Source organism: Natronomonas gomsonensis (assembly GCF_013391635.1).
Lineage (GTDB): Archaea > Halobacteriota > Halobacteria > Halobacteriales > Haloarculaceae > Natronomonas > Natronomonas gomsonensis_A.
In genome coordinates this window covers 1,592,327-1,616,371 of record NZ_JACAWU010000002.1, presented here as the reverse complement: position 1 = coordinate 1,616,371, position 24,045 = coordinate 1,592,327, and the positions used below count along the sequence as shown (strand labels likewise).

General features: G+C 64.7%; 25 protein-coding genes and 1 tRNA gene. 18 read left to right on the top strand and 8 right to left on the bottom strand.

What is annotated here, in order from left to right; translation table 11 throughout:
• Positions 1 to 35 precede the first annotated feature (35 nt).
• Both HWX69_RS16915 and HWX69_RS16910 read right to left on the bottom strand, forming a co-directional pair.
• Positions 36 to 701, bottom strand: a complete 666-nt coding sequence (locus HWX69_RS16915; RefSeq protein WP_178918203.1) for a DUF6517 family protein — start codon at positions 699 to 701, stop codon at positions 36 to 38.
• 43 nt (positions 702 to 744) lie between these two features.
• Positions 745 to 2,025, bottom strand: coding sequence for an MFS transporter (locus HWX69_RS16910; RefSeq protein WP_348643037.1), 1,281 nt, complete (start codon positions 2,023 to 2,025; stop codon positions 745 to 747).
• An 84-nt stretch (positions 2,026 to 2,109) separates the two neighbouring features.
• Between HWX69_RS16910 and HWX69_RS16905 the strand changes: the two genes are divergently transcribed.
• A complete protein-coding gene (locus tag HWX69_RS16905) occupies positions 2,110 to 3,102 on the top strand; it encodes a radical SAM protein (protein WP_178918202.1) in 993 nt (330 codons plus the stop codon).
• Positions 3,103 to 3,121: 19 nt separating this feature from the next.
• Here HWX69_RS16905 and HWX69_RS16900 read toward each other — a convergent pair whose 3' ends face one another.
• Entirely contained in the window at positions 3,122 to 3,826 is a 705-nt protein-coding gene (locus HWX69_RS16900; protein WP_178918201.1) for a YqjF family protein, read from the bottom strand.
• A gap of 89 nt (positions 3,827 to 3,915) precedes the next feature.
• On the opposite strand from HWX69_RS16900, the gene HWX69_RS16895 reads away from it, so the two are divergent.
• Complete coding sequence (locus HWX69_RS16895; protein WP_178918200.1) at positions 3,916 to 4,182, top strand: hypothetical protein; 267 nt, start codon at positions 3,916 to 3,918, stop codon at positions 4,180 to 4,182.
• On the opposite strand, the gene HWX69_RS16890 is transcribed toward HWX69_RS16895, so the two are convergent.
• A complete protein-coding gene (locus tag HWX69_RS16890) occupies positions 4,172 to 4,834 on the bottom strand; it encodes a hypothetical protein (protein WP_178918199.1) in 663 nt (220 codons plus the stop codon). The two genes, HWX69_RS16895 and HWX69_RS16890, sit on opposite strands and share 11 nt — an antisense overlap.
• A 97-nt stretch (positions 4,835 to 4,931) precedes the next feature.
• On the opposite strand from HWX69_RS16890, the gene HWX69_RS16885 reads away from it, so the two are divergent.
• Genes HWX69_RS16885 through HWX69_RS16875 form a run of 3 tightly spaced genes read left to right on the top strand, consistent with a single transcriptional unit; the run spans position 4,932 to position 6,711 of the window.
• Entirely contained in the window at positions 4,932 to 5,411 is a 480-nt protein-coding gene (locus HWX69_RS16885; RefSeq protein WP_178918198.1) for a TRAM domain-containing protein, read from the top strand.
• Complete coding sequence (locus tag HWX69_RS16880; protein WP_178918197.1) at positions 5,408 to 5,863, top strand: Tfx family DNA-binding protein; 456 nt, start codon at positions 5,408 to 5,410, stop codon at positions 5,861 to 5,863. Before HWX69_RS16885 ends, HWX69_RS16880 begins: the two co-directional genes overlap by 4 nt.
• A 59-nt stretch (positions 5,864 to 5,922) precedes the next feature.
• The gene (locus tag HWX69_RS16875; protein WP_156710244.1) at positions 5,923 to 6,711 is read left to right on the top strand and encodes an SDR family oxidoreductase; all 789 of its coding nucleotides are present in this window, start codon (positions 5,923 to 5,925) and stop codon (positions 6,709 to 6,711) included.
• A gap of 1 nt (position 6,712) precedes the next feature.
• Here the strand turns inward: HWX69_RS16875 and HWX69_RS16870 are convergent, their stop codons facing one another.
• A complete protein-coding gene (locus HWX69_RS16870) occupies positions 6,713 to 7,138 on the bottom strand; it encodes a universal stress protein (RefSeq protein WP_178918196.1) in 426 nt (141 codons plus the stop codon).
• Between the two features lie 57 nt (positions 7,139 to 7,195).
• Positions 7,196 to 7,480 carry a DUF7091 family protein gene (locus HWX69_RS16865; protein WP_178918195.1) on the bottom strand — a complete coding sequence of 95 codons (285 nt, stop codon included), beginning with the start codon at positions 7,478 to 7,480 and terminating at the stop codon, positions 7,196 to 7,198.
• 204 nt (positions 7,481 to 7,684) lie between these two features.
• On the opposite strand from HWX69_RS16865, the gene HWX69_RS16860 reads away from it, so the two are divergent.
• The 3 genes from HWX69_RS16860 to radB all read left to right on the top strand — a co-directional run bounded on the left by HWX69_RS16860 (position 7,685) and on the right by radB (position 9,974).
• Positions 7,685 to 8,614, top strand: a complete 930-nt coding sequence (locus HWX69_RS16860) for a replication factor A (RefSeq protein WP_178918194.1) — start codon at positions 7,685 to 7,687, stop codon at positions 8,612 to 8,614.
• Positions 8,614 to 9,204: an RPA family protein gene (locus tag HWX69_RS16855; protein WP_178918193.1), complete on the top strand. Its 591-nt coding sequence runs from the start codon at positions 8,614 to 8,616 to the stop codon at positions 9,202 to 9,204. The genes HWX69_RS16860 and HWX69_RS16855 overlap by 1 nt, the downstream gene beginning before the upstream one ends.
• Before the next feature lie 71 nt (positions 9,205 to 9,275).
• Positions 9,276 to 9,974, top strand: a complete 699-nt coding sequence (radB, locus tag HWX69_RS16850; protein ID WP_348643036.1) for a DNA repair and recombination protein RadB — start codon at positions 9,276 to 9,278, stop codon at positions 9,972 to 9,974.
• Positions 9,975 to 9,980: 6 nt separating this feature from the next.
• Here the strand turns inward: radB and HWX69_RS16845 are convergent, their stop codons facing one another.
• Complete coding sequence (locus tag HWX69_RS16845; RefSeq protein ID WP_178918192.1) at positions 9,981 to 11,123, bottom strand: CBS domain-containing protein; 1,143 nt, start codon at positions 11,121 to 11,123, stop codon at positions 9,981 to 9,983.
• An 80-nt stretch (positions 11,124 to 11,203) separates the two neighbouring features.
• Between HWX69_RS16845 and HWX69_RS16840 the strand changes: the two genes are divergently transcribed.
• The 3 genes from HWX69_RS16840 (at position 11,204) to HWX69_RS16830 (ending at position 13,056) form a co-directional block, all read left to right on the top strand.
• Positions 11,204 to 11,512 (top strand): lycopene cyclase domain-containing protein, encoded by a 309-nt coding sequence (locus tag HWX69_RS16840; RefSeq protein ID WP_178918191.1) that lies wholly within the window; start codon positions 11,204 to 11,206, stop codon positions 11,510 to 11,512.
• 51 nt (positions 11,513 to 11,563) lie between these two features.
• Positions 11,564 to 12,478, top strand: coding sequence for an SDR family NAD(P)-dependent oxidoreductase (locus tag HWX69_RS16835; protein ID WP_178918190.1), 915 nt, complete (start codon positions 11,564 to 11,566; stop codon positions 12,476 to 12,478).
• A 107-nt stretch (positions 12,479 to 12,585) separates the two neighbouring features.
• Complete coding sequence (locus HWX69_RS16830; RefSeq protein WP_178918189.1) at positions 12,586 to 13,056, top strand: hypothetical protein; 471 nt, start codon at positions 12,586 to 12,588, stop codon at positions 13,054 to 13,056.
• Between the two features lie 102 nt (positions 13,057 to 13,158).
• Here the strand turns inward: HWX69_RS16830 and HWX69_RS16825 are convergent.
• A tRNA-Val gene (locus HWX69_RS16825) sits at positions 13,159 to 13,233 on the bottom strand.
• A 176-nt stretch (positions 13,234 to 13,409) separates the two neighbouring features.
• Between HWX69_RS16825 and HWX69_RS16820 the strand changes: the two genes are divergently transcribed.
• The 7 genes from HWX69_RS16820 (at position 13,410) to HWX69_RS16790 (ending at position 24,044) form a co-directional block, all read left to right on the top strand.
• Entirely contained in the window at positions 13,410 to 14,714 is a 1,305-nt protein-coding gene (locus HWX69_RS16820; RefSeq protein ID WP_178918188.1) for a hypothetical protein, read from the top strand.
• Between the two features lie 215 nt (positions 14,715 to 14,929).
• Complete coding sequence (locus HWX69_RS16815) at positions 14,930 to 16,417, top strand: hypothetical protein (protein WP_178918187.1); 1,488 nt, start codon at positions 14,930 to 14,932, stop codon at positions 16,415 to 16,417.
• 129 nt (positions 16,418 to 16,546) lie between these two features.
• On the top strand, positions 16,547 to 17,548 hold the full coding sequence (gene trpD, locus HWX69_RS16810) for an anthranilate phosphoribosyltransferase (protein WP_178918186.1): 1,002 nt from the start codon (positions 16,547 to 16,549) through the stop codon (positions 17,546 to 17,548).
• Positions 17,545 to 18,171, top strand: a complete 627-nt coding sequence (locus HWX69_RS16805) for a phosphoribosylanthranilate isomerase (protein WP_178918185.1) — start codon at positions 17,545 to 17,547, stop codon at positions 18,169 to 18,171. Before trpD ends, HWX69_RS16805 begins: the two co-directional genes overlap by 4 nt.
• On the top strand, positions 18,168 to 19,745 hold the full coding sequence (gene trpE, locus HWX69_RS16800; RefSeq protein WP_178918184.1) for an anthranilate synthase component I: 1,578 nt from the start codon (positions 18,168 to 18,170) through the stop codon (positions 19,743 to 19,745). Before HWX69_RS16805 ends, trpE begins: the two co-directional genes overlap by 4 nt.
• On the top strand, positions 19,742 to 20,326 hold the full coding sequence (gene trpG / locus HWX69_RS16795) for an anthranilate synthase component II (protein ID WP_178918183.1): 585 nt from the start codon (positions 19,742 to 19,744) through the stop codon (positions 20,324 to 20,326). Before trpE ends, trpG begins: the two co-directional genes overlap by 4 nt.
• A gap of 571 nt (positions 20,327 to 20,897) precedes the next feature.
• The gene (locus tag HWX69_RS16790) at positions 20,898 to 24,044 is read left to right on the top strand and encodes an adenosylcobalamin-dependent ribonucleoside-diphosphate reductase (RefSeq protein WP_178918182.1); all 3,147 of its coding nucleotides are present in this window, start codon (positions 20,898 to 20,900) and stop codon (positions 24,042 to 24,044) included.
• The last annotated feature ends 1 nt before the right edge of the window (position 24,045 follow it).

The following is a 24,045-nucleotide window of genomic DNA, read 5'->3' as shown; positions in this document are numbered from 1 at the left end:
GAGGCGTTAAGTCCCTTCTCCCTGTCGAGCGGTCCCTACGATTCCGCGCGGGGTTCGACCCCTGCGAGTAGCGTCCGGACGGTGTCGAGTCGCTCGCCGAACGCCTGCGGGTGGGCGGCCAGCGTCACGACGAAGTCCTCGCCGACCTCGACCGCGTCGCTGACGTAGAGGTAGATGTCGATGCCCTGTCCCAACTCGACGAGACGGGCCTGTCCGGCAAAGCGCGTGACGGTCGTCGTCTCGCCCGTCACCGTGGCTTCGAGTTCGCCGTCGGGTTCGAGGCCGCCGACGTTGTCGTAGCGGTCCTGAACTAACGCGGCGATTTCCTCGGCCGACATCTCGGCGATGGGGTTGAACGACCGGCCGAGAACGCTCACCTGTGGGGTCGAAAGCGTCGCGAACACCGCCGCCTGAATCCGCGTGCCCAAGAACCCGAGTTCGATGGCGCGGTCGTACTCCGAGACGATGTTCGTCACCTCGACGGTTCGGGAGAGTCCGAACCGCTCGAACTCGCGGGAGATTACGTCCTCAATCGTCCGGTTGTGGGTGTAGCCGGTCTCCTCTTGGACGCTCGCCGAGAGGCCGACGCCCGTCGCTCCGAACGCGGTGACGCCGCCGTCGAGGGCATCCGTACAGCCCGCCAGTCCGCCGGCTGCTCCCGCGCCGAGTCCGGCGAGCACTTGGCGTCGCGTCGGTGACATGGACGAAGGAAGGTGGTCGTCGCTTTTCACCTCATCGGTCCCGCTATCGGACGTGGCCGGGGTCGGCCGGCCGCTCGGGGGCGACAGCTGGGAGGCCGACGGCGTAGACGACGACCGGGAGCAACAGCACGAACCCGAGGACGAACGGCGCCCAGTAGGCGACGGCGGTGTACAGTCCGCCCATCACGACGGGACCGATGGTGCGTGCGAGGCTGCCGGCGCCCTGTGTCAGGCCGAACGCCGACCCCTGACGCGACCCGGCACCCTTCGAGACCAGCGCGGTCAGCGTGACGCTCAACACGCCGTTGCCCAGCGACAGCGCCGCGAGGACGACGAGCAGGCCGAGCAACTCCGGTGTGAGAAAGCCGACGACTCTGGTCGCGTCGGGGAGGAGCCGTCCGATGGTCGGTGCCGCCGGAATCCCGACAAGGGAGACGGCGAGACAACCGGCTCCGAAGACGGTCAGTGGCGCATCGCCGTAGCGACTCGTCAGCGGGCCGATGAGGCCGCCCTGAACGACGACGGCGAGGACGCCGATGTAGGCGAAAAGCAGCGCCGCCTGACTCTCGGTGTAGCCGTAGATGTCTGCGACGTAGGGGATGAACATGATTTGGACGCCGGAGAAGGCAAACGACACGAGGAAGAACGCCCCGAGCAGTCCGCGGAGGCCGGGAGCGGCCAAGGCGTTCCGGAGGGCGTCGAGTTGGGACTCCCGTTCGGTTTCGCCCTTCGTGGCCGGCAACAGGGTTGCGGCCAACACGAGCGCGAGCAGGCTGGTGGCGGCGGCGCCGAACGCCGGCAGCGAAAACGGTGAGACGGGGACGAAGGCGGGGGCAATGCCGGCGACGACGGTGACGGTTCCCTCGAAGGCCAGCGCTGCACCGATGACCGGTCCGAAGATGAACCCGAAGCCGAACGCCGCACCGAGGTAGCCGAGGGCTTTCGGTCGCTCCTCGGGCGTCGTGAGGTCCGCCACGGAGGCCTGGGCGGCGGCGATGTTGCCGCCCATCGCACCGGCGAGTCCCCGAGCGACGAACAGTGTCGCCAATCCGGTCGCGAAGCCGAAGATTGTCCACGCGACGACCGCCCCGGCCAGCGACACCACCATCACGAGTCGGCGGCCGTAGCGGTCCGACAGCGACCCGAGAAGCGGCGCGAAGCCGAACTGCATCAGCGAGTAGGTGGCCGCGAGCAGGCCGATGACCAACTCCGAGGCGCCGAAGGAGCGGGCGAAAAACGGGAGGATGGGGATGACGATACCGAACCCCGCGAGGTCGACGAACACGACGAGGAAGACGACGGCGAGTCCACGACGGTTCTGCACGGGACGACAGTCGGCGTCGACGCGTATAAAACGGACCGTGTAACGCACGACTTTTGCGTGTCGACGGACAAACGACGACAACGAATGATTTCGAAGGGCTGTGAACAGTGCGCCAAGGGTGGGAAGATGGTTCTCTTCGTCTACGGCTACTGCGACCAACGCGACTGTTTCTACTGCCCGCTCGGCGAGAACCGCAAGAACGTCACACAGGCCTACGCCAACGAACGGCCCATCGAAGACGACAGCGACATCATCGAGGAGGCAAAGCGGATGAGCGCCCTCGGCACCTCCATCACGGGCGGTGAACCACAGGAGGCGATGGAGAAGACCACTCGCTACCTCTCGCTCTTGAAAGACGAGTTCGGCGAAGACCACCACACGCACCTCTACACCGGAATAACGGGCGGTCGAGAGAACATGCGCCGACTCGCCGAGGCCGGTCTCGACGAGATTCGCTTCCACCCTCCGCTGGAGCTGTGGGGCGACATGCACGGCACAGAGTGGGAGGACATCCTCTACATCGCCCGCGAGGAGGGACTGACGCCCGCCTTCGAGATTCCCGGCATCCGGCCGGAACCGGAGTTCCTCGAGTTCCTCGACGAGGGCGCCGCCGACTTCTGTAACATCAACGAGTTCGAGATGTCCGACGGCAACTACCGCCGGATGCAGGAGGAGGGCTTCGAACTCAAGGAGGACCACATGTCCGCCGTCGAGGGCTCCCACGGCATCTTAGAGGAGATGGGCGACCACGAGAAGGTGTACTTCTGTACGAGCGTCTTCAAGGACGCCGCCCAGCACCGCTCGCGGTTGAAGCGGATGGCACGGAACATCCGCCGGGAGTTCGACGAAATCACCGACGACGGAACCATCGTCTACGGGAAGACGTGGGTGACCGAGCGCCGTCTGGAGGAGTTGGGCATCCCAGAGTCGTTCTACTCGGTCAAATCCGACCACGTCGAGTTGGCGTGGTGGCTCCTGGAGGAGATGGTCGAGGACGGCGACGTCGAGAAGGGCGAAATCGTCGAGCAGTATCCGACCTACGATGGGACGGTCGTCGAGCGGACGCCGTTGGCCTAACGGCGCCTCACTGCGGCTTCTACAGTGATTCTGACGGATAGACAGTCACGTCGGAGCCTTGGGCGAACAGTTCGTGTATCGGGTCGGCGTCGTTGAGAAACGACCACTGCTCGCCGTACAGCGTCTCGAAGTCGATATCGACGGTCAGCGATTCGATGTCGTAGACGGCCCACCGTGGGTGGTCGACGCGATAACGACGCGTCCGGCCCAGTCTGTCCGTCCCGAATCCCCACGAGTGTTCCTTGAAGAAGTGTTCGGGGCTGTCCTCGGGCGGGACGTGCGTGGAGTGACTGTCGGCGGTCACTTCGAGGTCGTGTTCGCGTCCGCCGTAGTCGACTCGCAGGCCGAAGGACAGTTCTTCAGGCGTCAGTCGCTGTTCGGAGGTCATCGGCGCTCGGACGTACGGTTCGCCGTACAGCGCTCGGGCAATCCACGCGACGGCGCGTTTGGGGACGAACTCCCGGAGGAAGACGACGCCACGCTCGTCGCCGTGGCGGACGTAAAACCGGAGGTTCACCTCTGGGAAGGCGCGATATCCCGGCCACGGGACGCCCAACACGCGCGTGTCGGTGAAATCGAAGGCGACGAGGCTGACGAAACTCCGGCCCTCGGAGCGCTCCAGTTCGACGCCGTCGGGGCAGTGTGGTTCCAGCAGTTCCGGCGGCACCTCGTAGGTGAGGTTCAGGAGGTTCTTCCAGTGCGCAGAAAGGAACGGGCGGGGCATCGACGGAGGTGTACGGCGAGGTGGTACATAGATTTTGGAGCGTGCATGGAAGCCAGTAGACATTTCTTCCGTCTCGAAGTACGGCCTTCATGGGAAGCGACAGTCCGCCGTTGCTGGGATTGCTCGGCATCGGCGACGACACCCGCGTGCCGGCCCGCGTCGACCTCGAAGACGACCTGAACTTGAAGGCGGTCGTCGACCGACTGGAAATCGGCGGCGTGCTGTTGTTCGCACAACTAATCCTCCTCGGCGTGTTCACGAACCTCGCGCCGACGGCCCAAGTCGGCATCGCCGGTATCGTCGTGATTCTCGTCGACGTGGTCGACAGAAAACTCGTCAGTCGGTTCATCGAGTAGGTCGGGGTTCAGCGCCCAACGCGAGAAAGGCGCCGACGGCGACCAACACGCTCCCCGCGGCAAGGCCTTCGGTCGGACGGCCGGTGGCGGTCAGGACGCCGAACGCCGCCAGTCCGCCGCCGAGACAGCAGGCGACGGCAATACTTCTGGTGCGACGCTGGAGTGGGCCGCCACGGTGTCTGCGGTAGTCGACCGCACCGAAACCGACGAAAACGGCCGACAGCGCCCCCACGAGCAGGCCGTCGATGGCGCCGTAGACGAGGAGCGCGGCGGCGCCGAGGAGGCCGACGGCGAGGGTCGCGTCGGGAGAGAGTGGGTTGACCGACTCGCCGAATCGGGCGTGATACAACGCCGGGGGGACGGCGACGACCGAGGCGACGAACGCGCCGAAGGCGAGTTGTCCCGAAACGAGGCCGTACAGGAACACGAGGGCGCCGCCCAGAAGCCCCGCAGCGAGGACGGGATCCGGCAGGAACACGTCTTCTGGCGTCTTCGAGCGGACGATACCGAAGGCGACGAACGGGTACAGGAGGACGACGCTGCCGAGTATCGTCGCGAGGTGGTCCGTCGAGACGAGAAACCCGAACAGGGCGAACGCCGACGAGAGGACGATGCCGACGAGGGGGGCGGCTTCGGGAACCGGGCGACTCATCGCGTCCGCGTAGGCGCCCCCTCGGCAAAGCGCTGGCGTTCGGCGAGGGTCTCACCGACCCACAAGCGTTTAATCGACGCCCGAACTACGCTCCTGTATGCCGGACTGCCCACTCGCGGACGACTGCCCCAGTTTCTCGGAGCGAATCGAGGGCATGGGGTGTCAACACTACGGCGACCGCGGCGGCGCCGAGTGGTGTTCTCACTACAATCAGCCGATTCGAGACCTGAAGCAACAGCCCGTCAAGATGGGTGAGGAGGTCGTCGTCGACGTCGAGGACATCCACGAGTCGGGTGCGGGCGTCGGTCGCACCGAGGACGGTTTCATCGTCATGGTCGACGGCGTGTTGCCGGAGGCCCGAGCGAGAGTGAAGATAACCGAAGTGCGGTCGAACCACGCTCGCGCCGACGAAATCGAACGGCTTCCGATGGAGGACGAAGACGAAGGCGACGAGGCGAGCGACGCCACCGAATCAGAGGGCGACGGCGACGACACCGAAACTGAGGAGAAGAGCGGCCGCAAGAAGGCACTCGACCGCGAGCGGCTGGGCAGCCGCGAGAATTTCTGGGGCAAGTGACGCTTCCCGACGTCGACGAACTGCTGGACACTGCGGGGTTCGACGAGGAGAGCGGCGTTCTGACCCGTCGTCAGGCGGAGGTACTCGCGCTCCGCGAGCGTGACATCCCACAGGCCGACATCGCAGAAGCGCTCGGCACCTCGCGGGCGAACGTCTCCAGCGTCGAATCGAGCGCCCGCGAGAACATCGAGAAAGCCCGCGAGACGGTCGCCTTCGCCGAGGCGCTGACGGCGCCCGTCCAGTTGACAGTCGAGGCCGGTACCGACCTCTACGACGTGCCGAATCGGGTGTACTCGGCCTGTGACGAGGCGGGCGTGAAAGTCACCCGCACGGCGCCGGAGTTGATGAAACTGGTCGGCGACGCCGCCGGCGACGCCGTCCACGGCCGGGAGGTCCGGCGCGACATCACCGTCAGCGTGACCAGTGACGGCACCGTCCGCGTTCGGGAGTGAGTCGAGGGAAACCGCAGGCGACGACGGAGTTATAAGTCGACGGCGGCCGATTTGTCGGTATGGATTTGGGAATCGACGGCAACGCAGCAGTGGTGACGGCCGGAACCGCAGGACTCGGACTCGCGAGCGCGGAGGCACTCGCCCGCGAGGGGTGTGACGTGGCGGTGTGTGGTCGCGACGAGGACCGCCTCTCGCGTGCGGAGGCCCACCTCGAAGCCATCGACGGCGGCGACGTACTCGCCGTTCAGGCGGACATCACCGACGAGAGCGAAATCGAGGGGTTCGTCGGGAGCGCCATCGGCGAGTTCGGCCGACTCGACCACGTCGTCACGAGCGCCGGCGGGCCGCCGTCGGGGCCGTTCCTCGAAACCAGCGACGAGGACTGGCAACGGGCCCACGACCTGCTGGTAATGAGCGTCGTCCGGACGGTCCGGGCGGCACATCCGACCATCGCCGAGGACGGTGGCGGCACCATCGTCAATATCACCTCCCGGTCGGTTCGGGAGGTCATCGACGACCTCGTGTTGTCGAACTCGGTCCGCCGGGCAGTCATCGGGTTGATGAAGACGCTCTCCTACGAGTTCGCCCCCGACGTGCGGGCGAACGCGGTGCTGCCGGGCGCCCACGAGACGGGCCGCATCGAGGAGTTGGTCGAACAGGGCGTCGACCGCGGCGACTTCGAGGACTACGAGGCGGGCCTCGAGGAGTGGTCGGAGGGGATTCCGCTCGAACGGGTCGGTGAACCACGCGAACTCGGCGAGACGGTCGCGTGGCTCTCCAGCGACCGCTCGTCGTACGTCAATGGCGCGGCGGTACCGGTCGACGGCGGGTCGACCCGGAGCGTCTGACTCAGGACCGGACGATGAACACGTCGTAGTCGGTTCCGCCGGCGACCGCCCCGCCGACGCTGGTTACCGGTTGGACGACCCGACCGGCGTTGTCGCTGCCGACGAAAACGACGTCGGCGTCGACGTCCCGGGCGACGTCGCGTATTTCGGTCGCGATGCGGCCCTTTCCGGCGTAGGCGTCGACGCTCTCGGTGCGAAACTCGGCGTCCGTACTGACGTCCTCGACCTGCGTTCGGAGCCGTTGGGCCGCATCGCCGGGGTCGTAGGTGTCGCCCTCGACGAGGCCGTATTCGGCGGCGAGGTCCTCGTCGGTCGGGAGAACGCTCACGACGACGAGTCGTTCGTCAGTCGAATCGGCGAACTCGACCGCCCGGGACAGTGCCGTCTCCGAGAGGTCGGTGCCGTCGAACGCGACGAGATAGGTCATATCGGTCGGTCGTTGCGCTGATAAAATAACCCTCGGTCAGAGGCGACGGTTGCGACATTACCACGTCTCGATTCGGTCCTCGCGGATGTCCTCGAGACAGCCCTGACAGTCCCGGTGGTCGGCCTCATAACAGGCGGGTCGGCCCTCGTCGTCCAGCGAGACGGCACGCTTCTCGGCGTAGCGCCGGCAGACGAGTTTCGCACGCCCCTCCTCGTCGGTCGGCAGGTCGGCGAGCGCGGCCGCCTTCGCGTCGGTGTAGGCGCGCTTGGCTTCCTCGTACTGCTTGCCCGCCGAGTGCAGTTTCGTCTGCAGGAGCCGCTTGAGGCGACGACGGTTGCTCACACGGCCACGTAGCGGTCGAACTCACAAAGAGGCGTCGCCCGGAGCGGGCGTGGGAAACCGTCTCTCTCGGAAAACCGTTCACGTACGCGAAACCACGCCGAAGAGCAGCTAAGAACACTTTCACTCTGCCACCGACGGTTTTTATACCATCGCGAACCAACCGTCGTACGTCTCCCACTGAAAACACGCGGAGACGGAACACCCATGACAGACCTGCGACAGCACGCGGTCGAGATACACGAACAGTTCTCCGAGGCGCTCGACGTGAGCGTCGACGAAATCGAAGACAGACTGGAGACGCTCGTCTCCGAATATCGCGTTCCCGTCGAGGAGGCCCGCCGAAGCGTGGTCTCGACGTATCTCGACGAGGCCGACATGGAGCGAGAGGACATCGCCTCCGGTGGCAGCGAGGCCGCCGAGGTCGCCGACATCGACGCCCCCGAGGAGTGGCTCGATTTGACCGCGAAGGTCGTCGAGCTGTGGGAACCCCGGGCGGACTCCATCGCTCAGGTCGGCCTGCTCGGCGACGAAACCGGCACCGTCAAGTTCACCAAGTGGGCCAAGAGCGACCTCCCCGAACTCGAAGAGGGGAAGGTCTACCGTCTCGGCAACCTCGTCACCGACGAGTACGAGGGTCGGTTCTCGGTGAAACTCAACTCGACGACGACCATCGAGGAACTCGACGAGGACATCGAGGTCGGCGACGACTCGACGGAAGTCGAGGGCGCCTTGGTCGACATCCAATCCGGCTCCGGACTCATCAAGCGCTGTCCCGAGGAGGACTGTACGCGCGTCCTCCAGAACGGCCGCTGTTCGGAACACGGCGAGGTCGAAGGCGAGTTCGACCTCCGTATCAAGGGTGTCCTCGACGACGGCGAGACCATCCACGAGGTCATCTTCAACCAGGAGTCGACGGAGGAACTGACCGGTATCACCCTCGATGAGGCTCAGGAGATGGCGATGGACGCCCTCGACACCGAGGTCGTCGTCGAGGAGATGCGCGAGACCGTCCTCGGGCGGTACTACCGCGTCGCCGGCCCGACGTTGGGCCGATACGTCTTGGCCAACGACATCGAACTGCTCGACGGGCCGGTCGATGCCGAGAGCGTGCTGATCAAAGCGAGGTCCCTGTAATGAGTGCATCCGTACCCACCCGCGAGGTCGCCCGACGCGCCTTCGCGGCCGAGTTCAACGACGCAACGTACACGTTCAAAGAGTCCGACGACGACCGCGCGCCCGTCTACTCGCTTCTGCCGACCGGCGAGCGGGCCAACCGCGTCTTCGTCGTCGGGACGCTGACCGAAACCGAAGACGTCGGCGAGGATTCGGAGTACTGGCGCGGTCGCATCGTCGACCCGACCGGGACGTTCTTCGCCTACGCGGGCCAGTACCAGCCGGAAGCCGCCTCCGCACTGCGGGAAACCGAAACGCCCGCTTACGTGGCGGTCGTCGGCAAGCCCCGCACCTACGAGACCGAGGAGGGCGACGTGAACGTCTCGCTGCGACCGGAGTCGATTACGATTGTCGACGCCGCCACGCGGAACCGTTGGGTCGCCGAGACGGCCGAACGGACTCTCGACCGAATCGAAGCGTTCGATGGGGCCGACGAGTACGCCGCGATGGCCGAAACCCAGTACGACCCCGACCTCGCGGTGTACCGCGACCAGGTCGTCAAGGCACTGGAGGACCTCGAAGCCGACGCCGAGGTCGCGGCCGAAGCGTAGCTCCGTAACCGTTCTCCCGGTCCCAGTGTGGACTGCGGAGGTTTTTAACCGAACGCGCCGAAGCGATAGCCGTGAGCGAGCCGATTCCGACGGGGTGTGAGACGGTCGACGAGTTACTCGGCGGGGGATTCGAACGTGGAACGGCCACCCAGCTGTACGGCCCGCCGGCGGCGGGGAAGACCAACCTCGCGCTGTCGGCGGCTATCGAGGTGGCCGCGACCGGCGGGACCGCGCTGTACATCGACACGGAGGGGCTCTCCGTCGACCGCTTCGAGCAACTCGCCCGCGCGAGAGCCGACGGAGACATCGACGACCTCGCCTCCCGCGTCATCATCACGGACGCACTGGATTTCGAACAGCAGGAAGAGGCGGTCCGAGACGCTTCGGACCTCGCCGAACGCGTCGACCTCGTTGTGCTCGACAGCGCGACCGGTTTCTATCGACTCGAACGCATCGACGACGAGGAGGGCAACGCGCTCCGTCGGGTCGCAAAGCAGGTGACACACCTGCTGTCGCTGGCCCGCCGACACGACCTCGCGGTCGTACTCACGAATCAGGTGTACTCCGACCCGGACTCGGACTCCTCGCGTGCGCGCCCGCTCGGAGGCCACACGCTCACCCACTGGTGTGGCGTCGTCGCGCGCATCGAGCGGTTCCGGGCGGGGAATCGACGGATGACGCTGGAGAAACATCGGTCGAAAGCGGCCGGGGAGACGGCACGATTCCGAATTACCGAAGACGGCCTCGATTCCGTCGAAGAAGGCGCCTGAGACCGATTACAGTTCGCCGAGTTTCCGGAGCAGTTGGCCTTCGTACTCCTCGTCGGCCCGGGTCCCCTTCAGTTCGAGGACGTTCCGTTCGAGTTTGTCGACGGCGACGTGGAAGGCAGTTTCGGCGCCGTACCCCTCTCCGGAGCCGGCGACCTGGCCGCGGTTCGTCCGGAGTCGAATCTGACACTGGATGAGCGGCGTCCCGCGGAGTCGCTCCTTGTGTTCGTGGAAGCGGACGTGGGCGTGGTGGACCTGCATGTCCTGGTACTTGTCGGCCACTTCGGTAATCGAGGTCCGGATGTTCTCGCGGGTCAGCGTATCGAGGAGTTCGACGTTCGTGACCTGTACGTCCATGGCCTCCTCTTCGGTGTAGGTGAGCGCACGGAGGATGTCGGTCTTGGTGAGAATCCCGGCGACCATGCGGTCGTCGTCGGCGGGCGTGACGACGAGGCCGGCGTAGTCGTTCTCGAACATCTGCTCGACGGCGTCGCTGACGGTCGCACCGAGTGTCACCGTCTCGACGGGGCTGTTCATCAGGTCGTACACGGGCAGGTCGAGCATCCGGTCGGTCTCACCGGAGCGGTCGCCCTTCTGTTGGCGCTCCATGGTTCGCACCGCGAAATCGGCGATGTCGTGGGTCGTCACCATCCCAGTGAGGTGGCCGCTCTCGTTGACGACCGGCAGTCTGGAGACGCCGTGCTCTCGAAGGTGGTTGATGGCCTTGCCGACGTGGTCGTCTTCGGTGAGCGTGACGACTTCCTCGGTGTATATCTGCTCGACGGTGAGCACGTCGAGGTTGTCGTGGACGGCTTCGAGGATGGCGTCCTCGGTGACGATTCCCCACAGGTTTTCGCCTTCGAACACCGGGGCGACTTTCGTGCCGCCCTCGACGAGCATGCGGGCGACGTCACGTAGGTCGTCCGTGCGTCCGACTTTCGGGGCGTTTCGCATCATCACGCTCGCCTTCGCGTCGTCTTCGATGTGCGACTGGACGAGTTGTCGCTCCGTAATGACGCCAGCGTAGGTTTCGTCGTTGGTCACGATGACCCCCTTCGGGTTCTCGCGCTCGAAGATAGACCGAATCTTCCCGAGCCGCTCGTCGTCGTCCACCTGGATGTACTCCGGGGTGGCGATATCTGCGATATTCATCTCTCTCGGAGCGACTTCTCCGTCCTGGTTATTCAAAGTACCTCCATCCAAATTTTATAGACGGCACTCCTGTTTCGGATATGCGACCCGATATCACGGTGTTCGGTCGGTTCACCTACCTTCTCACCGAAGTCGTTTGGGGGGCCGTCGCGTTCGCCCTCCTGCGACGGACCAACTCGGTTCGGAAGGCGCTTCGCGTCAGTTTACTGCTGTATCCCTTCGCCTACGCGTGGGACCGCTACACGCTCGAAGTCGGCGTCTTTGATATCCCACTCCGAACGGGAATCGACATCGCGGGCATCCCGCTTGAAGAACACATCTTCATGTTCGTCGTCCCGTCGATGGTCGTCGGAACCGCCGAACTGCTGGAGGAGCGAACCGGCGAGTGAGAAATGTGTCAGCCGTAGCAAACTTCAACGCGGGGCGTAAAGCGTAGCCTGATGATTGGGTCCGACAAGAAGCCGGAAGTGAAAGCGGGCGTCGAGTCGGTCGACATGTCCGGGAAAACGGTTCTCGTGACCGGTTCGACGAACGGACTCGGCCGGGAGGCGGCGCTGTCGCTCGGCCGACTCGGGGCGGACGTGTTGGTCCACGGCCGCAACGAGGAGGCGGGCGCCGAAACCGTCGCCGAACTCGAGGCGGTCGGTTCCGACGCCGAGTTCATCGCCGCGGACTTCCTCGACACCGACGAGGTGACCGCCCTCGCCGACGAGGTCCGGGCGTCCGTCGAGGAACTGGACGTACTGTGTAACAACGCCGGCGGACTCTTCGAGGACAACGAAGAGACGGGCCTCGGAGTCGGTAAAACGTTTCACATCAACCACCTCGCGCCGTACCAGTTGACCAACGACCTCCTGCCGACGATGGCATCCGGCGGCCGCATCGTCACGACAGCCTCGATTGGACACCGGGTGGCGACGATGAACCTCGACGACCTCCTCGATATGACGACGCTCTCGCCGTGGGCGGCGTACTGCCGGTCGAAACTCGCCAACATCCAGTTCTCGAACGAACTGGCTCGACGACTCGTCGTCGCCGGTCGGGACGTCACCTCGAACTCGCTGCATCCCGGTATCGTCCCCGGCAGCGAGTTCTCCCGGGCACTCCCGTCGCCGGCACCACAAATCGGCCAACTCGTCGGCCAATTTCCCATGACCGACTCTGTCGAGGACGGCGCCGCCACCATCGTCTATCTCGCGGCTTCCGAGGACGTGTCGGGCGTCACCGGGAAGTACTTCGCCCGGTGCAAAGAGCGCCGGCCGGCGCCAAAGGCACTGGACGTCGAGGCCCAGCGAGACCTCTGGCGACGGAGTGCGGAGATTCTCGGCATCGACGAACCGCTGGAAGGTAAATAAAAAAGAGCGACACGCTGGCTCTACACGGAGGTTTATTAATTTAATAAAAAGCCGGTAATCTCCCGAGTAATCTCCTTTTATTTACCCGGTCCCGGTTTGCGTGTAGCATGACTCGACGTACCACGACACGCGCTGGCGTCGCCCTGCTGGCGGCGTTCTGTGTCGCGACGATGTTCGTTGCGCCCGCGGCGGCGCAACTCGGTGGAATCGGCGACCAAGTTCCCGACGGTCCCAGTGGCGGTGACATCACCGGTGACCTCATCCTCGACGCCGACGACAGCGGCGGCGAGGGCGGCGGTGAAGTCGGCGTCGAGAGCAGTCAAGGTAACGCCTCCGGGAGTGGTTCCGCTGGCGTCGACGCCGAGGAACCGAGCGCCGAAGTTTCGGCATCCGGTGGCGGCGATGTCGCCGGTGAAGGTGGAGAAGCCGGAATCGACTGCGAACTCAGCGAGCAGTCGGCACAGAACCCCCAGGAGACGTGCGAAATCGAATCGCCGGGTGGCGACACGCCCGCACCCGAACCACCGGAACTCCCCGAGTTCCCCGGTGGCGGTGAGCTTCCGGCCGACCTGCTGTAGATAGCTGCTCGAACAACTCCGCTTTTGCGTCACTCGATACGTAGCGACCGCACAGCTGCAGTACTGTCTAGGTGTCGACGTAGTAGCGGTGTAGAAAGCGAGTGGGTTCGGGCAGATTTGAACTGCCGGCCTCCTCCATGTCAAGGAGGTGTCATAACCAGCCTAGACCACGAACCCACGCTGGCGTCTGCCTGCACTTCTTCGTATCCCGGTGAGGTAATTGAAGGTTTCGGAATGGTCGTCGAGTGCAGGGGTGGTTCACGAGCCGTTCGACAGGTGACGAGGGCCGCATAAAAATAACCGGCTATCTCGGGCGTTACCCCCTTCCTTGTACGTCTGCCATCCGTAAGTACATGCGACAGAGAGTACTGCAACTGTTAGTGGTCGTCACGGCCGTTTCGGTTTTCACCTCCTTCGCCGTGGCTCCGGCCGCTGCGCAGTTGGGCGGTAGTGGTGACGGAATCAACATCGGTGGCGACGAGGGAATCAGTATCGGAGGCGACGGCGTCAACGTCGGTGGCGAGGAGGGTGTCGACGTTGAGGCCGGCACTTCCGGTGTCAACGCGACCGTCGGCGGCGACGATGCGGTCGCTGCCGAGGCGGGAACCGACGGTGCCGGTGCACAGGTCGGTGGCGTCGAAGCAAGCGACGACGGCGTCTCCGTGGGTGACCGAGAAGTCTCCCCGGACAGCGGCGGCGGTGACCTTCCGCTTCCCGACGATGCCGGTGACATCGGCGGCGACGGCGAGAATCCGGTCGGCGACTCCGGAAGCCTTCCGCTCCCCGAGGACGCGGGCGACATCGGTAGCGGCGATGATGTCCCGACCGACCCGACGGAACTCGACAGCAGTTCCGACGACATCCCGCAGGAGCTCCGGGTTCTGGAGCAAATCCTCGAAAACGCGGAAATCAATCAAACGGGTCCCGAGGACGTTCCCATCGGTGACGAAAACGCACAGGTGAACGTGTGTGAACCCCTCAACGTCGAATCCAGCGATCTTCCTGCCGAGGCTCTTCCGTCGATTCAGGACCTCCCGCAGGAGGCCGTTCCCTCGGGCGTCCCGACGAGCATCCTCTCGAACGATGCGGTCCTCGGTATCGCACTCGGCCTCGTTCCGGCGCCGTGTGACATCCAGACGCCGAACGACCCCTCGGTCGACCCGACCGACCCGCCGAGTGACCCTGCCTACGACTTCGACGTGCAGCGGTTCGGACAGTTCCAGGACGGCGGCGTTGCACTCATCACGTACGACAGCACCCTGAACGAGTCCGGTGAGGGCCCCGGTGTTTCCGGGAAACTTGGCGGACTGACGACCTCGGAGTTCGGTGACCTCGACGGTGAACTCGTCGTCAACGACGGCGAGAAGGATTACGGCGTCGACCCGCGCATTCGGTACAACGACGACAGCTTCGAGGGCGAAGCGGTGCTCCTCATCTTCGGAAACCAAGCGGGTATCGACGGCGAGTGTAACGAACTCACCGAGTTCGACGGCGACTTCAGCGACGTTCAGGAGAACCCGCTCGGTCCCTGCGAGTACGAACTCGTTGGGCTCCCGAACGCCGTCGGTCCCGCTGACGCGATCTCCATCATCACCGGTGCGACCGAGGGCGGCGCTCCGGGTCTTCCGGAACTCGGCGGGTCGGGGCTCCCCGTCTAGTGAAACTTCGCTGACGACCTAACTGGGCTTGTTGGCTGTTCTCAAACGTCTCTTTTCGGTGGTTTCGGGCTCGCTCCTCCGAATATTCGGTATTACATATAAAGCCCCGTGTATGGGGGGCGTAACTGTAAATACGTTGACTAAGGTAGCCACTGGTAGAAATGGGAGAATCCAGTATAGCGAGAGCAACACTGTCCTGTCTCGTCGCCGTTTTGATGGTCGTGGGTTTCACGGCCGCACCGGCGGCGGCGGTCGACGACGGCGTCTCGGTGAGCGACGACGGCGTCTCGGTCGGAGTCGACGGTAACGGAGTCGAAGTCAACGATGACGGCGATGTCACGGTTGAGAACGACACCAGTACGGTCGAAGAATCCATCCCGAGCGAGGAAGACACACCGGATGAGGGCACGCTCCCCGACGAGGAAGATATAGCCCCTGACGATAGTAACGACGATGAGGAGGGTCCGTTCCCGGATGCGGTCTGTACGGACGTTGGGGACCAGGCTCAGGAGAACGTGCCGTTCGAGCAGGTGCCGTGGTTCGACGACTTGCCGGAGCAGGCCCAGCCGCCGGGCGTGCCGACGAACCTGATTACACCGGAGGTCGCTGCGGCCATCGTCTTCGGCGCGACGCCGAATCAGTGTGAAGTCCAGGACCCCAACGACCCATCGGTCGATCCCACTGACCCACCGCGTGACCCGGATTACAGCGTGGAGAACCAGCGTATGGGGCAGTTCCGTGACGGTGCCGTTGGCGTGGTTGTTTTCGACGTGACGGCCAACGAGTCCGGCGAAGGACCCGGTGCGACGGTGACCGCAGCGGGATTGGCGACATCGCAGTTCGGCGACGCTGACCCGTCGGTGACGGTCAACGACGGCGAGAAGGACTACACGGTCGACCCGCGCGTCCGGTACTTCGACGACGGAACCGGCATGGCAGAGACGAACGTGGAACTGTTGGGCACGCGTCTGGGCGTGGTGATGGACTGCAACGGCGAGGAGTGTCAGCCGGGCACGCGCGGCCTCCCCGAACTCCAGAAACCGCCCGCCATTCCCGCACCGACGAGCCAAGAGGGCGACGACTCGGAAGGTCCGTTCCCGAGTGCGGTCTGTACGGACGTTGGAAACCAAGCCCAGGAGAACGTGCCGTTCGAGCAGGTGCCGTGGTTCGACGACTTGCCGGAGCAGGCCCAGCCGCCGGGCGTGCCGACGAACCTGATTACGCCGGAGGTCGCTGCGGCCATCGTCTTCGGCGCGACGCCGAACCAGTGTGAGGTTCAGGACCCCAACGACCCCTCGGTCGACCCACAGAACCCGCCGAGCGACCCTGGTGCTAGCGCAACGCCGAGCCGATATGGGCAGTACCGTGACGGAGCCGTTGGATTAGTCTTCTACGAAGTGACGGCCAACGAATCCGGGGAAGGTCCCGGTGTTTCGGGGAAGGTCGGTGGCCTCGCAACCTCGGAATTCGGTGACGCTGACGCGGAACTAACCGTTAACGACGGGGAGAAGGACTACACGGTCGACCCACGCCTTCGGTACCACGACGGTGGGAGTACGGCCATGGCGGAGACGAACGTGGAACTCTTGGGGACGCGACTGGGCGTGGTGATGGACTGCAACGGCGAGGAGTGCCAGCCGGGCACGCGCGGCCTCCCTGAACTCCAGGAACTGCCCGCCATCCCCGCTCCGACGGGCGAATAGGCTCTCGCGCTCGGATTCTCGGATTCGATTTTCACCGTTTTCGACCGACGAGCGCCCGCTGTAGCGACAGCCTTATACTGGTGTACTGATTTGTACATTATAACTCAAAACTGAACATTGGTGCCCACAATGAAAGAACATATTCGACGAGTCACTGACGGTGAAGACCTCTCGATGGCGGCGGCGCGGGACGCTGCGGCGACGGTCTTCGAGGAGGCGACGGAGGCACAGATCGGTGCGCTGTTGGCGGCCCTGCGCTCGAAAGGGGAGACGGAAGCGGAAATCGCCGGGTTCGCACAGGGAATGCGAGATGCGGCCCGACGCATCGACCCCGACCGCGAACCGCTCGTCGACACGTGTGGAACGGGTGGCGACGGCCACGACACCATCAACGTCTCGACGACCAGTTCCTTCGTCGTCGCGGGTGCCGGCGTCCCCGTCGCGAAACACGGCAACTACTCGGTGTCGTCGTCGTCGGGAAGCGCGGACGTACTGGAGGAGATCGGCGTCACCATCGACGCCGAACCGCCGGCCGTCGAGCAGTGCATCGAGGAGACCGGGATGGGGTTCATGCTCGCCCCCGTGTTCCACCCGGCGATGAAGGCGGTCATCGGCCCCCGGAAGGAACTCGGAATGCGGACGATATTCAACGTTCTCGGGCCGCTGACGAACCCGGCCGGTGCGGACGCACAGGTCGTTGGCGTCTACGACGAGGCGCTCGTCCCCGTGTTGGCCGATGCGCTCTCCCAGATGGCCGTCGAGCGCGCGCTCGTCGTCCACGGCGCCGGCCTCGACGAAATCGGCGTCCACGGGCAGTCGACCGTCGCCGAAGTCGACGGCGGCGACGTGACGGAGTACACGGTCACGCCCGACGACCTCGGTGTCGGTACCTACGACCTCTCGGCGGTCGGCGGTGGCTCACCGACCGAGAACGCTGCGGACATGCGCGGCATCCTCGAAGGCGAGGTCGATGGCGCGAAACGCGACATCATCCTCGCGAACGCTGGGGCTGCCATCTACGTCTCCGGAGAGGCCGACAGCCTCGAGGCGGGCGTCGACGCCGCACGCGAGTCAATCGATTCCGGGGCCGCTGCCGCCCAGCTCGACTCGTTGCGGGAGTTCGAGCCATGACGCGTGTGAAAGTCTGCGGGACGACGACCCACGAGGACCTCGATGCGGTGGTCGAGGCCGGAGCAGACGCCGTCGGCTTCATCGTCGACGTGTCGGTCGACACGCCGCGTGAGATTTCGGCCAAACGAGCCGTCGAGTTGGCTCGGGCCGCACCGCCGTTCGTGACGACGGTGCTCGTGACGATGCCCGAAACGCCGGAGGAAACCGTCGAACTCGCGTCTCGCGTCCAACCCGACGTGGTGCAGGTTCACGGCGAACTGACGCCCGGCGACCTCGCCTTTCTCTCGGCGAAAATCCACGGCGATGTCGTGAAGGCCGTCTCCCCCGAATCGGCCCCTGCCTACGACACCGTCGCCGACGCACTGTTGGTCGATTCCCTCGACAGCGACGGCGCAGGTGGGACCGGAGAGACCCACGACTGGGAACGGACGCGAGAACTCGTCGAGACGCTGGAGTCGCCGGTCGTGTTGGCGGGTGGGTTGACGGCCGACAACGTCGCCGAGGCGGTCGAAACCGTCCGCCCGTTCGGCGTCGATGTCGCAAGCGGCGTCGAGGGTGACCCGGGACGGAAGGACGCCGCCGCGGTTTCGGCGTTCGTTCGAGCCGCAGGGGGGCGACCGTGATTTCGAAAGACGAGTTCGTGGCGCTCGCAGAGGAGGGGCCGGTCGTCGTCAGGGCGGTGGAGGAACTCGACGTGACGCCGGAACCGCTCGTGGCCTACGCGGCGCTGACGGGCCGGACGACCGACGCCGACGGCGCCGACCACGCGTTCCTCCTGGAGAGCGCCGAGAAGGTCGCCTCCAGCGACCCCGACGGCGCGTTCACGGCGGGACACGGCGCCGACCGCCACGCCCGGTACTCTTTCGTCGGCTACGACCCCGCCGCGGTCGTCACTGTCGACGGTGAGGCCTCGGTCGACGTGATGGACGACCGTTACGAGGGACTGCTCGACCCCAACGGCGGCGATACGGTTGCCAAACTCCGTGAATCCCTGCCCGACGTTCCGTTGCGGAACTTCCCCGACACCGAACGACAGCAGTTACAGGGCGGCCTCGTTGGCTTTCTCGCCTACGACGCGGTGTACGACCTCTGGTTGGACGAGGTCGGCATCGACCGACCCGATTCGCGGTTCCCCGACGCGCAGTTCGTCCTCACCACGAAGACGGTCGTCTTCGACGACGCCGCCGGAACCGTCGAATTGGTGTTCACTCCCGTGGTTCGTGAGGGCGACGACCCCGGGGCGGTGTACGACCGACTTCGGGAGGAGGTCGACCGCGTCGAGTCGCTGCTCGCCGACGCCGACGAGTTGACGACGGGTGGTTACCGACCCGTCGCCGAGCGTGCCGGACCGAAAGCCGACTACGAGGCCGCGGTCCGGACGGCCAAAGAGCACGTCCTGGACGGCGACATCTATCAGGGCGTCATCTCTCGAACGCGGGAACTCGACGGTGAAATCGACCCACTGGGGCTGTACGAGGCGCTCCGAGAAATCAACCCCTCGCCGTACATGTACGTCCTCGATTACGACGACCTCGCGGTCGTTGGTGCATCTCCCGAAACGCTGGTGTCCGTCCGGGGTTGTGAGGTGATGAGCAACCCCATCGCGGGGACGTGCGCCCGGGGGACCAGTCCGGTCGAGGACCGACGGTTGGCCGGCGAGATGCTCGCCGACGACAAGGAGCGGGCCGAACACACGATGCTCGTCGACCTCGCGCGAAACGACGTCCGCCGGGTTGGTGAGGCCGGCAGCGTTCGCGTCGAGGAGTTCATGAACGTCCTGAAGTACAGCCACGTCCAGCACATCGAGTCGACGGTGACGGGGACGCTCGCCGAGGACTGCGACGCCTTCGACGCGACGCGGGCGGCGTTCCCGGCCGGAACACTCTCGGGGGCACCGAAGATACGGGCGATGGAGATAATCGACGACCTCGAACGGAAGCCACGCGGCGTCTACGGCGGCGGTGTGGGGTATTACTCCTGGACCGGCGATGCGGACTTCGCCATCGTCATTCGGACGGCGACGGTGGAAGCCGGCGTCGGTGAGGGTGGGTCGGACCGAATCACGGTGCAGGCGGGCGCGGGCATCGTCGCCGATTCGGACCCCGAAAGCGAGTACGAGGAGACCGAAAAGAAGATGGACGGCGTCCTGGCCGCCTTAGAGCGCATCGAGGTCGCCCCCGAGGAGGTTCGGCGATGACGCGCGTTCTCTTTATCGACAACTTCGATTCGTTCACCTACAACCTCGTGGAGTACGTCAGCCAACACGAGGACACCGAAGTCGAAGTGTTGCGGAACACGGCGTCTCTGGAGGAGGTCCGCGCGGTCGACCCCGACGCGATTATCATCTCGCCGGGGCCGGGACATCCGAAGAACGACCGGGACGTGGGCGTGACACTGGAGGTGCTCCGGGAGGTGAGTCCCGAGGTGCCGACGCTCGGCGTCTGTCTCGGTCTCGAAGCGGCCGTCTACGAGTACGGCGGGTCGGTCGGTCGGGCGCCGGAGCCCATACACGGCAAGGCGTTCCCCGTCGACCACGACGGCGAGGGGGTGTACGCGGGACTCGAAGACGGTTTCCAGGGCGGCCGATACCACTCGCTCGTCGCCCTCGAGGTGCCGGCGTGTTTCGACGTGACGGCCACGACCGACCACGACGGGGAGGAGTTGGTGATGGGTGTCCGCCACCGCGAACACCCCATCGAGTGCGTCCAGTTCCACCCCGAGTCGGTGTTGACTGCGGCCGGTCACGACGTCATCGCGAACTTCCTCGCGGATGTCTGACGGTACGGTGCTTTACCGTCTCGACCCCGCGGAACGTATCGAAGAGAAACAGCACACACTGTGAGTTGTCCCCCGATTTCGGGGTTCCACGAGCCACCGACACACTGTCAAATGTATGTGACAGAATTATTGTACGTGTGGGTGGTGCAGTAGCTGGCGGATGGATGCACCTCGAACAGTCCCCGGAAACCTTCTCCGCTTCGGCGAGCACTTACCGGCTTTTTGCTGACGTTGAGCGCCGGGGAAAACCCCCGATTATTTCCAATGGAAACTACGGTTTCGTCTGTCGGTTTTGGTTGGGCTAACTTCACTTTCACCGTGGTCTATCAACCCTTATGAGAGTTGCCCCGAATGCAACTTGTCGTACGCGCACAGGCACGCGCAACTGCTGATTCCGAAAACCAACACGTGCCTCTATCCCAATGTCGAAGCGTCGACACGAATACCCGTCGAATGCCGCGGGTCATATGGCATTCGAGCACGAACACGCTACCATGACGATTTGCACCACCCATCTCGCTGCTGACGGAACTGTAGGGGAACCGACTACTTTCACACGGGGGGCCGAGTGATGTCCGGGGCGGACCTCTCCGCGGACGAACTGACGCTTCCGGTGAAGCGAACCGAAGGCGACACGCTCGAGGAGCGCCTCACCGGCAACGCCTATCACAACATCCTGCCGGCGCGCTATCTCCGGAAGGACGCCAACGGCGACCCCGTCGAACAGCAGGAGGACCTCTTCGAGCGGGTCGGCAAGAACATCGCCCTCGCCGAGGCCGTCTTCGAGGCCGAGAAACGCGATGTCGACGTGACGGTCACGCCGGAGCAACTCAAACCCGACCATCCACGCCGCGACGAACTCGCGGAGGAAGTGTTCGGCAAGGGCGTTTCGGTCGGTGACGAAGTCGAGACGGAGCTCTCAATCTACAACGTCAACAAGTTCGCCTACGAGACGCTGGTCCCCGAACTCCCCGAGGACATCCGGAGCCACGTCGAGGAGAAAGCCGACGAGTTCCAGGAGGCCATGGAGATGCTTTCCTTCATGCCGAACTCGCCGACGCTGATGAACGCCGGCGACGAACTCCAGCAGCTCTCGGCGTGTTTCGTCGACTCTCCGGAGGACGACATCGACGACATCCACCAGACCGCAAAGGAGGCCGCACAGGTGTTCCAGAGCGGCGGTGGCATGGGGTACGCCTTCTGGCGGCTCCGCCCATACGGCGACGCCGTCGGCTCCACCGGTGGCATCGCCAGCGGCCCGATTACGTTCATGCGAACGTACGACCAGATGTGTGAGACCATCGCGCAGGGTGGTGCCCGCCGAGGCGCCCAGATGGGCGTCATGCGCGTCTCACACCCCGACGTGATTCAGTTCCTCCACGCGAAGAACAAGGACGTCTCCCTCGCCGAGACGCTTCGACTCAACGACCCCGACGACTTCACGCACAACTCCTTCGCCGAAGCGCTCGAAGAGGCCCGCGAACTCATCGACGACGAGGGCCGCGTCCCCAAACACCTCCGCAACGCCGTCGAAGGCCACCTCTCGAACTTCAACATCTCCGTCGGCATCACCGACGATTTCATGGAGTGTGTGAAAAACGGCGAGGAGTTCACGTTCACGAACCCCCGAACCGGCGAACCCCACGTCGCCACTCCCGAGACGAAGGAACTGTACGACATGTTCGGTCTGGGCGAACACGTCGAGGTCGGCGAGGTGCTGTCGGTCCCCGCCGAGAAACTGTGGAACCACATCGTCGAGGGTGCCCACGAGAACGGCGAACCGGGCGTCATCTACCTCGAACGGGTGAACAAACAGCACTCCTTCGACGTGGAGAAACACCCCGACCACCGCATCCTCGCGACGAACCCCTGTGGCGAACAGCCCCTGGAGGAGTACGAGGCCTGTAACCTCGGTCACATCAACCTCTCGACGCTGGCGGACCTCGAAACGCCGGACTGGCGCGTCTGGCACGCCGAACACGCCGACGAGTACGACTCGACCGAGGCTGCCGTCGAGGCGTTCCTCGAGGAATCTATCGACTTCGAGGAGTTCGACCGACGCATCGAACTCGGGACGCGGTTCCTCGAGAACGTCGTCACGATGTCGGACTTCCCGGTGCCGAAAATCGAGGAGAAGGTACGGGAGATGCGGAAAATCGGTCTCGGCATCATGGGGCTGGCGCAGTTGTACATCCAACTCGGCATCCGCTACGGGAGCGAGGAGGGCAACGAGGTCGCCCGCCAGTTGATGACCCACATCAACCACGGTTCGAAGTGGGCCTCCCACGAACTGGCCGAACAGCGCGGCGCCTTCGACGAGTGGGACAACTCCAAGTACGCCAACCCCACGGAGTACCGAGAGTGGTTCGAGAAACAGACCGGTCTCGACGCCGACGAGTGGGAAGACGGTTTCGCCATCCGCAACCACAACACGACGACCATCGCGCCGACCGGCACGACGTCGATGATCGGCAACACGACCGGTGGCTGTGAGCCGATTTACAACGTCGCCTTCTACAAGAACGTCTCCGACGACGTCCAGGGCGACGAGATGCTCGTGGAGTTCGACGACTACTTCCTCCGCGTGCTGGAGGAGAACGACATCGACGTCGACGCCGTCAAGCAGGAGGCCCAAGAGCAGATGGCGAACAACGCCTTCGACGGCGTCGACGGGCTCTCGACGGTTCCCGACGCGGTCGGCGAACTGTTCGTGACGACCGGCGCCCTTTCGGCGAAGGAACACGCCGGCGTGCAGGTCGCCTGTCAGAAGGGCGTCGACTCGGCCATCTCGAAGACGGTCAACGCGCCCAACGACTCCACGGTCGAGGACGCGAAGGAAGTGTTCGAGTACATCTACGAACACGGCGGGAAGGGCGTCACCTACTACCGCGACGGCACCCGCTCGAAGCAGGTGTTGACGACCCGTGCGAAGAACGCCGAGTTCTCCGACTTGAACGAAGACGAGGCCGCCGCGGCCATCGTCGAGAACATCGAGGAACTGTTCGGCGGCATCGAGGGCTTCCTCGACAACGAAGAGGTCCGTGCGGCACTCGAGTCCGACGTGGAGTCGCTGCTCGACATCGAGTCGGGCGAGTTCGGAGAGAAACAGCCCCGCCCCGACGTACTCCACGGCGTCACCCAGCGCATCGACACCGGCTACGGCAAACTGTACGTCAACATCAACGAGGACCCCGCCCAGGAGCGGCCCTTCGAGTTGTTCGCCAACATCGGCAACTCCGGCGGCTTCACCGCCTCTTTCACCGAGGCGCTGGCGAAGACCATTTCGACGGCGCTGCGCTCGGGTGTCGACCCCGAAGAGATCGCCGACGAACTGCAGGGCATCCGGTCGCCGAAGGTCGCCTGGGACAAAGGCGAGCAGATTAACTCCATCCCCGACGCCATCGGGACGGCGATGCGCCGCTACCTCGACGGCGACGTGGACAAGGCCTACCCCGACCAGGCCACGCTCGACCAGACGGCCCAGCAGGCCGAAGAGCAAGCCGAGCGAGAACCGCGCGAAGCGCCCGAGACCGACGGCGGTGCGGCGAGTGCCGCCCCCGAGATGGAGTCGAAGGCCTCGCCGAACGACGACGCCTCCGACACGCAGTCGCTCATCGACGCCGGGGAATCCCCCGAGTGCCCCGAGTGCAGCAGTATGACGCTGTACTACTCCGAGGGCTGTAAGACGTGTGAGTCCTGTGGCTGGTCGGAGTGCTGAC

Bases quoted from the DNA above. Each gene is read 5' to 3' on its own strand.
- HWX69_RS16915 (WP_178918203.1), bottom strand. From the start codon at position 701: ATGTCACCGACGCGACGCCAAGTGCTCGCCGGACTCGGCGCGGGAGCA.
- HWX69_RS16905 (WP_178918202.1), top strand. From the start codon at position 2,110: ATGATTTCGAAGGGCTGTGAACAGTGCGCCAAGGGTGGGAAGATGGTT.
- HWX69_RS16900 (WP_178918201.1), bottom strand. From the start codon at position 3,826: ATGCCCCGCCCGTTCCTTTCTGCGCACTGGAAGAACCTCCTGAACCTC.
- HWX69_RS16895 (WP_178918200.1), top strand. From the start codon at position 3,916: ATGGGAAGCGACAGTCCGCCGTTGCTGGGATTGCTCGGCATCGGCGAC.
- HWX69_RS16890 (WP_178918199.1), bottom strand. From the start codon at position 4,834: ATGAGTCGCCCGGTTCCCGAAGCCGCCCCCCTCGTCGGCATCGTCCTC.
- HWX69_RS16885 (WP_178918198.1), top strand. From the start codon at position 4,932: ATGCCGGACTGCCCACTCGCGGACGACTGCCCCAGTTTCTCGGAGCGA.
- HWX69_RS16875 (WP_156710244.1), top strand. From the start codon at position 5,923: ATGGATTTGGGAATCGACGGCAACGCAGCAGTGGTGACGGCCGGAACC.
- HWX69_RS16870 (WP_178918196.1), bottom strand. From the start codon at position 7,138: ATGACCTATCTCGTCGCGTTCGACGGCACCGACCTCTCGGAGACGGCA.
- HWX69_RS16860 (WP_178918194.1), top strand. From the start codon at position 7,685: ATGACAGACCTGCGACAGCACGCGGTCGAGATACACGAACAGTTCTCC.
- HWX69_RS16855 (WP_178918193.1), top strand. From the start codon at position 8,614: ATGAGTGCATCCGTACCCACCCGCGAGGTCGCCCGACGCGCCTTCGCG.
- HWX69_RS16845 (WP_178918192.1), bottom strand. From the start codon at position 11,123: ATGAATATCGCAGATATCGCCACCCCGGAGTACATCCAGGTGGACGAC.
- HWX69_RS16840 (WP_178918191.1), top strand. From the start codon at position 11,204: ATGCGACCCGATATCACGGTGTTCGGTCGGTTCACCTACCTTCTCACC.
- HWX69_RS16835 (WP_178918190.1), top strand. From the start codon at position 11,564: ATGATTGGGTCCGACAAGAAGCCGGAAGTGAAAGCGGGCGTCGAGTCG.
- HWX69_RS16830 (WP_178918189.1), top strand. From the start codon at position 12,586: ATGACTCGACGTACCACGACACGCGCTGGCGTCGCCCTGCTGGCGGCG.
- HWX69_RS16820 (WP_178918188.1), top strand. From the start codon at position 13,410: ATGCGACAGAGAGTACTGCAACTGTTAGTGGTCGTCACGGCCGTTTCG.
- HWX69_RS16815 (WP_178918187.1), top strand. From the start codon at position 14,930: ATGGTCGTGGGTTTCACGGCCGCACCGGCGGCGGCGGTCGACGACGGC.
- trpD (WP_178918186.1), top strand. From the start codon at position 16,547: ATGAAAGAACATATTCGACGAGTCACTGACGGTGAAGACCTCTCGATG.
- HWX69_RS16805 (WP_178918185.1), top strand. From the start codon at position 17,545: ATGACGCGTGTGAAAGTCTGCGGGACGACGACCCACGAGGACCTCGAT.
- trpG (WP_178918183.1), top strand. From the start codon at position 19,742: ATGACGCGCGTTCTCTTTATCGACAACTTCGATTCGTTCACCTACAAC.
- HWX69_RS16790 (WP_178918182.1), top strand. From the start codon at position 20,898: ATGTCCGGGGCGGACCTCTCCGCGGACGAACTGACGCTTCCGGTGAAG.